Here is a 12534-nt window from a genome sequence, read left to right as displayed (position 1 = left end):
GCGGAACGATGCCCCGTCTACTCGGCTTTGGCTCGGTCGTGAATGGACTTCGTCCCCTCCCGGAGGTGTGACCCGCTCCGACCGTTCCGCACGGCGAGCGCCTCGCCGACCACGCTGTGTGCGACCTGATACGGCGCGCCGCCGCCGAGGTCGAGACCGACCGGCGTGTACACGTTCTCCCGTTCGGTCGACGGAATCTCGACGCCCTCCTCCTCGAACGCTTCGAGCATCTCCTCGAAGCGCTCTTTCGGCCCCATCATCCCGATGTACGGGACGTCGGTTTCGAGCAGGGCTTCGAGCGCCAGTCGGTCGTCGATGAAGTTGTGCGACATCACGACGACGTAGGTGTTCGCGTCGAACGTCACGTCGTCTGTCAGCGAGCGCGGCGAGGTCGCCACCACTCGGTCGGCGTCGGGGAACCGGTCCTTCGCACCGTCGGCACCGCGGAACGTGACCACCGTCACCCGGAAGTCCACGTTCAGCGCCAAATCCACGATGGGCGAGACGTCGTGGCCGCTCCCGATGACGACCAACTCGGCCGGCGGGACGATACGGTCCACGAACACCGACACGGTTCCCGCGTCGGTTTCCACGTCCACGGTGCGCGATTTTTCGACGTCCGCGGCGCGAATCGCCGCTTCGACCTCGTCGGGCAAGTCCTCGAAACCGTCCGCCGCTCGGTCTCCGACGGAGACGCCGTCGACGTCGCTCGCCACGACGGTCGCAACCGTCGTCTCCTCGCCCCGTTCGTAGGCCTCCACGGCGGGTCGTATGCTTTCGTCCAACGGTTCGAGGAGGACGTCGATGACGCCGTTACAGCCGACGCCGAAACCCCACACGTCGTCGTCCCCCGTCAAATCGAACGTCTTCACCGTCGGTTTGCCGCCGTCGAGGACCTGTTCTGCGAGCTGTCGGACCTCGGATTCCAAACAGCCCGCGGTAATCGCGCCGACGCCGCCCTTCGACGGCGAGACGACCATCTTCGCTCCCGGTCGTCGGTAGGCACTCCCCTCGACGTCCACGACGGTGGCTACCATCGCCGGTTCGTCCGCGTCCAATCGGTCGCGGACGTGCGCCATCAGTTCCCGTTCCGGTACGCTCCACTCGGTTCGTTCGCGTTCAGTCATTCCTTCTCACGTTGATTTCTCGATGTGGTTCCCGCGCGGTCCCGCCACCGTTCGCTCGGGACCGTGTCGGGAGAGTTCGTCGGCGATTCGATTCAGGTCGTCCGGCCCGGCGAAGCCGTACAGTCCGTCGAGATACGGGAGCGACGCCTGCATCCCGCGGCAGGCCGGTTCGTAGGCGGGCGAGACGGCTAACGGATTCAACCAGAGTACCCGTCCGGCACGCCGAGAGAGCCACGCCATCGCCGCTGAGAGGTCGTCCGTGTCCCCGCGCTCCAACCCGTCGCTGAGGATGACGACGGTGCTCCGCCAGTCCACGGCGTCGGGGTACTCGTCACGAACCGTCCCCACCGCAGCACCGATTCGCGTCCCCCCGCCCCACTCGGTTCGTGCGGCCTCCAACGCGGCCAGCGCGTCGTGCAGCGTCGGTTCGTCGAACGCCGAACTCACTTCGCGGAGTCGGGTATCGAAGAAGAACACCGGCGTTCGTCGCCACGTCCGTCGTACCTCGCGGAGGAACTGTAGGAGAAACCCGCGGTCCACGGTGTCGAGAACCGACTGGCTCACGTCCACCAAGAGCGCGCCGCGGGCTGCCGTCTGCTTTCGGCCGCGGCCCGGAAGCGGAAGCGGCACGCCGCCGCTCTCGACGCTTCGTCGGAGGGCGCGCCGAGCGTCCACTCCCCGTCCGGTGGCCTCCCAACGCCGTCCCGGCAGCGACGACACGGCCCGCGTAAACGCTGCCGTCGCCGTCGCCACGTACTCCTCGTCGTGGACGGCGAGAGTCTCCGTCGAGACGCGCTCCCCGTCGCCGCTGGAACTGTATCTCGCGGCAGTCACGGGCTGCTCATCGTTCGACCCGTCCGGCGAGACGGTCGCTCCCGCTCCCGTCTCCGCCCCGCTCGACCGTCCGTTTTGGTCGCCTCCGTCCTCGTCGTTCCCGCTTTCGTTCCCGTCCTCTCTCGCACCTGTCGGGCCGTCGTTCCCGACGTTCGGTCTGCCGGGCGACGGCGCGTCCGCCGGTCCGGCGGGATAGGCGCGCTCCTCGCCACGGATACGTTCCCAGAAGACGGAAAACAGTCGGTCGAACGTCTCCCGGTCGGCGACGTCGGTGAGGAGCGTCGCTCGAAGCGCGGTCCGCACCCGATTTCGCTCGAACCGTTCGACCGCGGTCAGCGCTCGGGCGGCAGCGAGCGCTCCGTTCGTGGGGACGGTGACGTTCTCCTGCCCGAGGCGATTCGTGAACCAGACGAGTTCGTCCCGCAATCGGTCGGCGGGTCGCTGGTCTTCGGGTGGCGTCGTCACGACTCTCCGTGCACCTCCGCGAGGAGCGACGCGAGTTCGTCGTCGTCCACCCGTTCCACGTCCTCCGCGTCCTTCAGCAGACAACCGAGCGTTCGTCGCGCCGTCTCGACCGAAAGCTGTCCGTTCTCGCCGTCGAGGACGGTGAGCGCCTCGGCCCAATCGAGCGTCTCAGCCAGTCCGGGTCGCTTCCTCAGCGGTCGGTCGCGGAGTCGCTGGGTGACGCCGCAGAGGTCGGCGGCGATGCCCTCGTCGAGTTCCGGTACCTTCCGTTCCACGATGGCTCGTTCCTTTTCGGCGGACGGCGGGTCCACGTAGAGGTAGAGACACCGCCGCTTCAGGGCGTCGCTCAACCCCCGTGTGCGGTTCGAGGTGAGTATCACCACCGGCGGCGTCGCGGCTTCCACGGTGCCGAGTTCGGGGATGGACACCTGAAAGTCCGAGAGGAGTTCGAGCAGGAGCGCTTCGAACTCCTCGTCCGCCCGGTCCACTTCGTCCACGAGGAGGACGGGCGGGCGCTCGCCGTCGCCCGAGAGCGCTTCGAGGAGCGGTCGAGAGAGCAGATAGCTCTCGTCGAAGACGGAGTCGTCGTCGGCGACGCCGCCTTCGCCCGACTGGATGGCGAGCAACTGCTTCGTGTAGTTCCACTCGTAGAGGGCATTCTCGGCGGCCAGTCCCTCGTAACACTGGAGGCGGACGAGGTCCGTCTCGAACCCCGCGGCGAGTACCTTGGCGAGTTCGGTCTTCCCAGCGCCGGGTTCGCCCTCCACGAGCAGCGGTTTGCCCATGCGAAGCGCCAGCAGCACAGTGGTGACGATGTCCTCCTCGGCGACGTACTGCTGGTCGTCGAACACCGCGCGAAGGTCGCTTTCCGTCACCTCGGAAAACCCGTCGCTGGTCACTGACTCCCCCCCGGTGGGCCGGGCGACCCCGTCCTCGTCTTCGTGTCGATTGCTGTCACGGTCTGCCATAGGGGCTGACGGTTCAAGGGTTAGTCGGCGGCCGCCGGGCCGTCGCCACGCGCCCGTTCGACTGCCGTCCCGATCGCGCGCTTCGTGTACACCGTGAGGAGGTGGGCGCGGAAGTCGGCCGACGCCTGCACGTCGTCCATCATCAGCATCTCGTCCAAGTCGTCGCCCGCGTGGTCCGCGGCCTCGGCGATGGCGTCTTCGTCCGCCGACTCGCCGACGAGCGCGTCCTCGACGGGTTCGAGGCGGACGCCGTGGTCCATCACGCCGTTCGCGGCGATTCGGGCGGATGTCACCTCGTCGCCGTCCACTTCGAGGGCGGCGGCGACGCCGACCATCGCGTATCCCGAGGACGGACTCGGCTTCTTCGCGTACGCCCCGCCGACGTCGGGTGCGTTCGGGAGACGAACCCCCGTGAGGAGTTCGTCCTCCGCGACGTCCGTCGCGTACATCCCGAGGAAGAAGTCGTCCACCGGAATCTCTCGTTCGCCGTCGCGCCCCTCCACGACTATCGTCGCGTCCGCGGCGAGGGCCGCCGCCGGGAGGTCAGACGCCGGGTCAGCGTGCGCGAGGTTGCCGCCGATGGTACCGCGGTTTCTGACCTGCACGTCGCCGACCTGTTCGACGGCGCTCGGGAAGACGGAGACGTTCTCGGCGAGGTCCGACGAGTCGATGACGTCGACGTAGTTCGTCGTCGCGCCGATGGTCGTCGTATCGCCGTCGGTTTCGATGCCGGAGATGGCGTCGATACCGCTGATGTCGATGAGTGCATCGGGACTCGCGAGCCCCGATTTCATCGTCGGAAGCAGGCTGTGCCCCCCGGCGAGGATTTCGGTCTCCTCGCCGGCGTGTTCCTCCATCAGGTCGAGCGCCTCCGAGACGCTCGACGCTTTGTAGTAGTCGAACTGCGCCGGGAACATCAGTTCTCACCTCCGTTCTCCTCGACCGCACGCCACACGCGTTCGGGCGTCAGCGGCATCTCGATGTCGTCCACGTCGAACGGTTGCAGTGCGTCCGTGACGGCGTTCACGAGCGCCTGCGGTGCGGCGATTGTTCCGGCCTCCCCGACGCCCTTCACGCCGAGCGGGTTGTGCGGACACGGCGTCACCGTGCTTCGCGTCTCGATTTCGGGGATGTGTTCGGCCTTCGGCACCACGTAGTCCTGCATCGACCCCGTGAGGAGTGTGCCGTTGTCGTCGTACTCGGCACCCTCGTAGAGCGCCTGTCCGAGGCCCTGTGCGACCCCGCCGTGGACCTGTCCCTCCACGATTTTCGGGTTTATCTGGTTGCCGACGTCGTCCACCGCGACGTAGCGTTCGATGTCGATTTCGCCCGATTCGGGGTCCACTTCCACGACGCAGGCGTGCAGACCGAACGGGAACGTGAAGTTCTCCGGGTCGTAGAACGACGTCGCCTCCAAGCCGGGTTCCATGTCGTCGGGGATGTCGTGGGCGAGATACGCCTGTCCGGCGATTTCTTGAATGGTGACGCTCTCGTCCGGCGCACCGGCGAGGTGGAACTCGCCGTTCTCGAACTCGACGTCCTCCTCGTCGGCCTCGAACTGGTGGGCCGCGATTTGTCGCGCCTTCTCCACGATTTTCCCGGCGCTCGTCGCCAGCGAACTGCCGCCGACCGCCGCGCTTCGACTGCCGTAGGTACCCATTCCCTGTGGCACCTCGTCGGTGTCGCCCTCCACGATTTCCACGTCGTCGTAGGGCACGCCGAGTTCGTCGGCGATGATTTGGGCGTAGGTCGTTCCGTGACCCTGTCCGTGGCCCGAGGTTCCACAGTAGGCGGTGACGGTTCCGGACGACTGCATGCGGACGAGCGAACTCTCCCAGAGTCCGGCCTGCGCGCCGAGTTGCCCGGCGAGTTCCGAGGGTGCGAGTCCGCACGCCTCGATGTACGCCGAGAGGCCGACGCCGATGTATCGCCCCTCGTCACGGAGCTTTTCCTGTCGTTCGCGGAGTTCATCGTAGTCGAGGGCGTCCAGCGCCTCGTCTAACGTCTTCTCGTAGTCGCCGCTGTCGTACTCGACGGCGACCTCCGTTTGATACGGGAAGTCGTCCGCTCCGACGAAGTTCTTCCGTCGGAACTCGGCCGGGTCCTCGCCGATTTCGCGCGCGGCGAGCGCCATCATGCGCTCCACGACGTAGGACGCTTCGGGGCGGCCAGCGCCCCGGTACGCATCGACCGGCGGGACGTTGGTGAACGCACCTTCCACGGCGACGTGGATGGCCGGGATGTCGTACTGTCCCGAGAGGAGCGTCCCGTAGAGGTAGGTCGGCACCGCCGGTGCGAACGTCGAGAGGTAGGCTCCCAGACTGGCCTTCGTGTCCACGTCGAAGCCGGTGATGTTGCCGTCCTCGTCCAGCGCCATCTTCGCGTGGGTGACGTGTCCTCGTCCGAGGGCGTCCGTCTCGTAGGTCTCCGTTCGCGTCGCGACCCACTTCACGGGTCGTTCGAGTTCGCGGGCACAGAGCGCCGTCAACGCCTCGTCCGCGTAGTGGTGAATCTTCGACCCGAACCCGCCGCCCACGTCCGGCGCGCGGATGTGGAGTTTGTGTTCCGGGTGGTCGATGACCCCGGACATCAGGAGTCGATGCAGGTGCGGGTTCTGCGAGGTCATGTTGACTTCGAGGTCGCCCGACCCAGCGTTGTACTCCGCGACGGTCGCACGCGGTTCCATCGCGTTCGGGATGAGATACTGGTTGTGCAGGTCGGCCTCGACGACGGTGGCGGCGTCCTCGAACGCCGCGTCGGTCTTCTCGGCGTCGCCGAGTTCCCAGTCCAGCGCGACGTTGTCCCCTTCCTCCTCGTGGAGGACGGGAGCATCGTCTTCGAGCGCCTCGTCGGGGTCCGTGACGGCATCGAGACGGTCGTAATCCACGTCCACCGCGTTCGCCGCTTCCTGTGCGACGTACCGGTCGTCGGCGACGACGACGGCGACCGCATCGCCCTGATAGCGGACGCGCTCGCTGGCGAGAATTGGATGGGCCGGGGTTCGGAGGCTGTCGAGCAACCATCCGACCGGGAGTTCGCCGGGGACGTCGAAGTCCTCGGCGGTGTACACCGCGATGACGCCGTCCATCGCTTCCGCCTCGCCGGTGTCGATGGATTCGATGGTGGCGTGGCCGTACTGGCTCCGCGTGACGGCCATGTGCGCCATGTTCGGGCGCTGGATGTCGTCGGTGTACTCCGCACGCCCCGTGATGAGCGAGGGGTCCTCACGTCGCTTGATGGCCGACCCGAGGACTTCCTCGACCTCTACGTCCTCCGCGTCAATGGTTTCGATGGACATCGGTCAGTCCCCCTCCGCCGCCGTGGTTCCCTGCATCTTCTCGGCGGCGGACTCCACCGCGTTGACGATGTTCTGATAGCCCGTACAGCGACAGAGGTTCCCCTCCAGCGCTTCGCGGATTTCCTCCCGCGACGGGTCCGGATTGTCTTCGAGGAACTGTTCGGCCGTCATTATCATGCCCGGCGTGCAGTAGCCACACTGCAGACCGTGTTCCTCCTGAAAGCTCTCCTGTACGGGGGTGAGTTCGGGACCGTCCGCCAGTCCCTCCACGGTCGTCACATCGCACCCGTCGGCCTGTACCGCGAGGAGGGTACAGGATTTGACGGCATCGCCGTCCAAGTGAACCGTACACGCTCCGCACGTACTGCTTTCACATCCGACGTTCGGGCCGGTGTAGCCGAGTTCGTCCCGGAGCGCGTGGACGAGCAGCGTTCGTGATTCGACTGTGAGTTCTTTTTCGTCGCCGTTTACCGTGATGTTGATGTCGTGTTCCGTCATAGGATGTCCCTGATTTTGTTCCGAAGCCCGCTGGTGTCGTCGGTTTCGACGTCTCGTAGCTGTTCCTCGATGTTGCCGAAAAAGCGGTTGACGACGCGGTTCGCTACCGGGTTGATGACGCGCTGGCCCATCTGGGCGACGCGCCCGAAGACGTCGGTTTGCGCGTGCCAATCGACGGCAACGCCGTCTTCCGTTTCCGCCAGCGTCATTCCCGCTTCGAGTTCGAACGAGGAGTTGCTCGCGCTCCCCTCACCTTCGGCCGCCATCTCGGGGAACTCGCGTTCGGCGATGGTGACGACCGTCTCGAACGACGGCTTGACGCTTCCGACACCGATCTCCATCAGTGCTGCGTAGTGTGCCCCTTCCTCGAACGCTCGCTCCGCGATGTCCTCCGGGTCCGCCTCGGGGAGCGTCGGTGGGTCCTCATCGTCCGCCGTCCGTTCCCTGAGGGCGTCGAAATCGGGGTCGTCGTCCTCCACACGGGTGAGGAACTGGCAGCCCGGAAGCGCCTCCTTTATCATCACCGGGTCGGAGAGCGCGAGCCATGCTTCCTCAGGGGTGGTGTCCTCGATTTCGAAGGTATCGCTGAACTCCACGCGATATCACTGTCCTCTCGGTGTCATGGTGGTTGGCATCATCTATCATGCGTAATCACTAGGGATTACACAATAAGACTTTCCCCAAATTGGGTATCCAACCCCGATTCCCTCCGGGGAAATGCCTTTGTCACGACGTGGCATAGATTCGCGCGTGACACACTCGGTTTCACGACGTATGGCGCTCGAACGGGTCACGAACGCCCGCGATGCGCTTTTCGACACCCTTCCCTACGAGGAGGTACCCCCCGAACGAATCGGCGGGCGGCTCCTCGCGGAACCCGTCGTCGCACCCGCCGACGTTCCGCCGCGCGACCGCGCGACGATGGACGGGTACGCGTTCATCGTCGCCGACGGGTATCCACTCCGTCTCGTCGGCGAGGTCGGCGCGGAGGACGACCCGCCCGAGATAGGGTCGGGCGAAGCGGTCAGAATTGCCACGGGTGCGCCGCTCCCTCCCCGCGCCGACGCGGTCCTCGAACGCGAACGCGCGACCACGGACGACGGTGAGACTGATGATAGGGGGACTGGCGGAACGATGCTGGACGGCCCCCCCGTCGAAACCGGCCGCAACGTCTTCCGGCGCGGAACGACCGCCACCGCCGACGAGACGGTCATCCCTAAGGGCGAGCGGCTGAACGCACCCGACGCGGGTCTGCTCGCCGACCTCGGGTTCGAGACGGTTCCCGTCCTCGAACGCCTCTCGGTCCGTATCCTCGGAACCGGAACCGAACTAGTCGAAGACCGGCAGCCAGACCGTGATTCCCCGATGCTTGCCACCCTCGTCCGTTCGTGGGGACACGACCCTCACCTCGTCGCCCCGGTGCCCGACGACCCCGACGCGGTTCGGGACGCAATCGAACGCCACGCGATGGCGGCAGACGTCCTCCTGACCAGCGGTGGAACCGGCGGCGGCGCGCGCGACCACGTCCGGCGCGCGCTGGCAGACCTCGGCGATATCGTCGTGGACGGTATCGACGTTCGTCCCGGAAGCCACGTCCGCGTGGCGACGCTCGACGACTGCGACGCCGTCGCCGTCGCGCTTCCCGGCAAACCGGTCGCCGCGTTCCTCGGCGCGGTCTCCGCGTGCCGCACGCTCCTCACCGGCACGACCGACGAACGAACCGAGAACGCGACCCTCGCGTGTGACCTCGAACTCCCCGGCCACGACACCGAATACGTCGTCCCCGTCGAGCGTCGCGGCGACGGACTCGTTCCGCTCGGCCACGACGACTCCACCGTCCCAATCTACGGCGAGCGGTTTTCCCCGCGCATCCTCGCCGATTGCGCACGGGTGCTGCGGATGGACGGCTACCTCCGCACCCGCACCGCGCTCGAATCCGGCGAGTCGGTCCGGTTCGTCCCGACGGAGGCCGTGACGTGACCCTCCCGGTCGTCGCGCCGCCGTTCGACGCGTCGAGTCGCCCCAATGCGTCCGTCGCGGGCGTCCTCCTCGCCGCTGGAACGAGTTCCCGGTTCGGCCCGGCGAACAAACTCCTCGCCCCGCTCGGTTCCGGGGATTCCGGTTCCGAACCCGAGTCGTCCGACTCTACTCCCCCCGAGTCCGACCCGCTCGTCCGCCACGCCGCTCGAAGCCTCCTCGACGCCGCGGAACTCGACGCCGTCGCGGTCGTCGTCGCCGCCGATGACGCCCCCGTCAACGACGCGCTCTCGGGAATGGACGTGTCCCTCGTCGTGAACCCCGACGCCGAACGCGGGCAGGCGACGTCGGTTCGGCGGGGCGTTCAGTGGGGCCGCGAGTACGACGCCATCGTCTTCGCGCTCGGCGACATGCCCCGCGTCAGTCCCGCGAGTATCGACCGCCTCGTCGCCGCGTACCGGTCGGATGCGGGCGACGCCCTCGCCGCCGCGTTCGACGGTGCGCGCGGTAATCCCGTCCTCTTCGACGCTCGCCACTTCGACGCGCTGGCGGACGTCGAGGGCGACACGGGTGGCCGAAAAATATTGCTCCACGGGGACCGTTCTGCGTTGGTCGAAACCGACGACCCCGGCGTCTTGGTGGACGTGGATACGACCGACGACCTGCGAGAACTTCGGTGATACGGGAAAGATATAATTCTATTTTCCATCGAGAAGTCCGGTAGTCGTTCGTCGTGTGCCGGATTTCGCACAGTTCTCGCTATGCTCGGATGCGTTGGTCGTGGTTGGTCGTGATTTCTCTATGCGTGCAAGTACAGACGTCAATGAAACCGCCACCGCTCCGCGTGCTCGCGGCTGCACCGCTCGCTTTCGAGGTTTCTTCGAAACCCCGCACGCCACACCCTCCCCAGCCGATTCCTCCCATCGTCGCGTTGCTCCTCGGTCGTCATCCCTCGCGTGATAACCAACCGGCCTCGGGCCGGTTGGCGCACGCGCCATAGCGTTAGAACAACCGTTGCGTTAGAACGACCGTTCTACGCTCACCCCACTACGCGTCGTTCACGGCACGCCAGACCGTCTCCTCGGTGAGCGGCATGTCTATCTCCTCGACGTCGAACGGTTCGAGGGCGTCCAGCACCGCGTTGACCATCGCGGGCGGCGCGGCGATGGTTCCCGCCTCGCCGATTCCCTTCACGCCGAGGGGGTTCGTCGGACTCGGCGTTATCGTACTCCCCGTCTCGATGGACGGGAGTTGCGTGATTTTCGGAACCGCGTAGTCCTGCAGGGACCCCGTGACGAGCGTCCCGGCGTCGTCGTAGACGGCTTCCTCATAGAGCGCCTGTCCGAGGCCCTGTGCGACCCCGCCGTGGACCTGTCCCTCCACGATTCGGGGGTTGACCTGCTCGCCGCAGTCGTCCACGGCGACGTACCGCTCCACGTCGATTTCGCCCGATTCGGGGTCCACGGCCACGACAGCGACGTGCGTTCCGAAGGCGTAAGCCGTCCCGTCCTGCTCGTAGAACGTGGTCGATTCGAGTCCGGCGGACTCGTCCTCGGGGAGTCCACGGCCGTACGCCGCGTCCGCGACCGTCTCGAAGGCAATCGAGCGGTTCGGCGCGCCAACGACGCGAAACTCGCCGTCCTCGTGTTCCACGTCCTCGGGTGCCGCCTCCAAGCGGTCGGCGGCAATGCGTCGCGCCTTCTCGGCCACCTCGCCCGCGCTCTCCGCGACGGCGCTTCCGCCCGTGATGGTGCTTCGACTGCCGAACGTTCCCGTACCGGTCGGAATCCGCTCCGTGTCGCCCTCCACCACGTCGATGTCGTCGTACGGCACGCCGAGTTCGTCGGCGACGATTTGGGCGTATGTCGTCCCGTGCCCTTGCCCGTGAGAGTGCGTTCCGGCGTAGACCGTAACGCCGCCGTCGGGATGGACGCGGACGACGCCGCTTTCGAACCCGCCGCCGGTCGATTCGACGTAGTTTGCGACCCCGATGCCGAGGGAGCGGCCGTCGCCGTCGCGCTCTCGCTCGTTCGCTTGTCGCTCGCGAAGGGCGTCGTAGTCCACCGCGTCGAGCGCCTTCGCGAGGGCGGCTTCGTACTCCCCGCTGTCGTATTCCGCGCCGACGGCGGTTTCGTGGGGGAACTCGTCGGGGGAAAGCTGGTTCCCCCGTCTGAACTCGGCGGGGTCGGCGTTCAATTCTCGCGCCGCGCGGTCCACGAGTCGCTCGGTCACGTAGACGGCCTCGGGGCGGCCCGCTCCCCGGTAGGAGTGGACGGGTGCGGTGTTCGTCAGGACGCTGTGGGTTCGACAGTGGATGGCGGGAATCCGGTACTGGCTGGCCAGCAGACGGCCGTACCACCCCGGAAGCGCGGGACTGACGCCGAGGCCGTAGCCGCCGATACCGGCGTGCGTCTCGGCCCGAAGGCCGCGAATCGTTCCGTCGGCGTCGAACGCCAATTCGGCGGTCGTCCGGTGGTCCCGCCCGTGTGCCCCGGCGAGGTAGTTCTCGGAGCGCGTGGCCGTCCACTTCACGGGACGTCCGAGTTCGCGGGCACACCACGCCGCCATCGCCTCGCCGGGGTGGTGGTGGCCTTTGTGCCCGAACCCACCGCCTACGTCCGGCGCGACGACACGGAGTCGGTTCTCCGGGATTCCCAGCGTGGTCGAGAGCTTTCCGCGGTGGCCGTGGGGCGACTGACTCGTCATCGTGACGGTCAGCGAGTCGTCCACCTCGTCGTACTCCGCGAGCGCCGCCCGCGGTTCCATCGCGTTGGCGATGAGGCGGTTGTTCTCCAATTCGACTTCGACGGTGCGGTCCGCGTCCTCGAACGCTCCCGCCGTGGCGTCGGCATCGCCCATCTCCGTGACGGTCACGACGTTGTCGGGGACGCCTTCGAAAATCCTCGGGGCGTCCTCGTCCGTCGCCTCGATGAGGTCCGTTACGGCGTCGAGGCGGTCGTAGCTGACGTCTACGGTGTTCGCGGCGTCTCGGGCGACGTATCGGTCCTCGGCGACCACGGCGGCGACCGGTTGGCCGTGATATCGCACTCGCCCCCGAGCGAGGACGGGATGTCCCGGAATCTCGTGGTCGAGAATTCCCGCCCTGACGGGGATGACGCCCGGCGAGTCCGACGCCTCGATGTCCTCCCACGTGTAGACGCCGAGGACGCCGTCGATCGACCGAGCCTCCTCCGTATCGACCCCCTCGATGGTCGCGTGTCCGTATCTGCTCCGAACGAAGGAGAGATGGGTACCGTCCGACGCCTGTACGTCGTCGGTGTACGTCGCCCGCCCGGTCACGAGGGCCGAGTCCTCCCGCCGTTCGATGTCCCTCCCCACCAACGGACCGTCCGGTGTCTCGCTCATG

At 66.9% G+C, this 12534-nt stretch carries 10 protein-coding genes; 2 read left to right on the top strand and 8 right to left on the bottom strand.

What is annotated here, in order from left to right:
• Positions 1 to 17: 17 nt before the first annotated feature.
• Genes AC1XDK_RS21805 through AC1XDK_RS21775 form a run of 7 tightly spaced genes read right to left on the bottom strand, consistent with a single transcriptional unit; the run spans position 18 to position 7786 of the window.
• Entirely contained in the window at positions 18 to 1127 is a 1110-nt protein-coding gene (locus tag AC1XDK_RS21805) for an XdhC family protein (protein WP_483352078.1), read from the bottom strand.
• 6 nt (positions 1128 to 1133) lie between these two features.
• Complete coding sequence (locus AC1XDK_RS21800; protein WP_483352077.1) at positions 1134 to 2426, bottom strand: VWA domain-containing protein; 1293 nt, start codon at positions 2424 to 2426, stop codon at positions 1134 to 1136.
• Positions 2423 to 3394, bottom strand: coding sequence for an AAA family ATPase (locus AC1XDK_RS21795; RefSeq protein ID WP_483352076.1), 972 nt, complete (start codon positions 3392 to 3394; stop codon positions 2423 to 2425). The genes AC1XDK_RS21800 and AC1XDK_RS21795 overlap by 4 nt, the downstream gene beginning before the upstream one ends.
• A 20-nt stretch (positions 3395 to 3414) precedes the next feature.
• Positions 3415 to 4311: an FAD binding domain-containing protein gene (locus AC1XDK_RS21790; protein ID WP_483352075.1), complete on the bottom strand. Its 897-nt coding sequence runs from the start codon at positions 4309 to 4311 to the stop codon at positions 3415 to 3417.
• Positions 4311 to 6692 carry a xanthine dehydrogenase family protein molybdopterin-binding subunit gene (locus tag AC1XDK_RS21785; protein ID WP_483352074.1) on the bottom strand — a complete coding sequence of 794 codons (2382 nt, stop codon included), beginning with the start codon at positions 6690 to 6692 and terminating at the stop codon, positions 4311 to 4313. The genes AC1XDK_RS21790 and AC1XDK_RS21785 overlap by 1 nt, the downstream gene beginning before the upstream one ends.
• Before the next feature lie 3 nt (positions 6693 to 6695).
• Positions 6696 to 7190: a (2Fe-2S)-binding protein gene (locus AC1XDK_RS21780; RefSeq protein ID WP_231184923.1), complete on the bottom strand. Its 495-nt coding sequence runs from the start codon at positions 7188 to 7190 to the stop codon at positions 6696 to 6698.
• Entirely contained in the window at positions 7187 to 7786 is a 600-nt protein-coding gene (locus AC1XDK_RS21775) for an SRPBCC family protein (protein WP_483352073.1), read from the bottom strand. The genes AC1XDK_RS21780 and AC1XDK_RS21775 overlap by 4 nt, the downstream gene beginning before the upstream one ends.
• 178 nt (positions 7787 to 7964) lie before the next feature.
• Here AC1XDK_RS21775 and AC1XDK_RS21770 point away from each other — a divergent pair, with 178 nt between their 5' ends.
• Entirely contained in the window at positions 7965 to 9170 is a 1206-nt protein-coding gene (locus AC1XDK_RS21770; RefSeq protein ID WP_483352072.1) for a molybdopterin molybdotransferase MoeA, read from the top strand.
• Positions 9167 to 9847 carry a nucleotidyltransferase family protein gene (locus tag AC1XDK_RS21765; RefSeq protein ID WP_483352071.1) on the top strand — a complete coding sequence of 227 codons (681 nt, stop codon included), beginning with the start codon at positions 9167 to 9169 and terminating at the stop codon, positions 9845 to 9847. Before AC1XDK_RS21770 ends, AC1XDK_RS21765 begins: the two co-directional genes overlap by 4 nt.
• Positions 9848 to 10214: 367 nt before the next feature.
• Here the strand turns inward: AC1XDK_RS21765 and AC1XDK_RS21760 are convergent, their stop codons facing one another.
• Positions 10215 to 12533 (bottom strand): xanthine dehydrogenase family protein molybdopterin-binding subunit, encoded by a 2319-nt coding sequence (locus AC1XDK_RS21760; RefSeq protein ID WP_483352070.1) that lies wholly within the window; start codon positions 12531 to 12533, stop codon positions 10215 to 10217.
• Between the last annotated feature and the right edge of the window lies 1 nt (position 12534).

The sequence above is a fragment of the Haladaptatus sp. HS23 genome (genome assembly GCF_056892285.1).
Note: the sequence above shows the minus strand (reverse complement) of the source record. Positions and strands in the feature narration are given on the sequence as shown.

What these genes read in the sequence shown, in the direction of transcription:
- AC1XDK_RS21805 (WP_483352078.1), bottom strand. Translation starts at nt 1,127, where the DNA reads ATGACTGAACGCGAACGAACCGAGTGGAGCGTACCGGAACGGGAACTG.
- AC1XDK_RS21790 (WP_483352075.1), bottom strand. Translation starts at nt 4,311, where the DNA reads ATGTTCCCGGCGCAGTTCGACTACTACAAAGCGTCGAGCGTCTCGGAG.
- AC1XDK_RS21785 (WP_483352074.1), bottom strand. Translation starts at nt 6,692, where the DNA reads ATGTCCATCGAAACCATTGACGCGGAGGACGTAGAGGTCGAGGAAGTC.
- AC1XDK_RS21795 (WP_483352076.1), bottom strand. Translation starts at nt 3,394, where the DNA reads ATGGCAGACCGTGACAGCAATCGACACGAAGACGAGGACGGGGTCGCC.
- AC1XDK_RS21760 (WP_483352070.1), bottom strand. Translation starts at nt 12,533, where the DNA reads ATGAGCGAGACACCGGACGGTCCGTTGGTGGGGAGGGACATCGAACGG.
- AC1XDK_RS21770 (WP_483352072.1), top strand. Translation starts at nt 7,965, where the DNA reads ATGGCGCTCGAACGGGTCACGAACGCCCGCGATGCGCTTTTCGACACC.
- AC1XDK_RS21780 (WP_231184923.1), bottom strand. Translation starts at nt 7,190, where the DNA reads ATGACGGAACACGACATCAACATCACGGTAAACGGCGACGAAAAAGAA.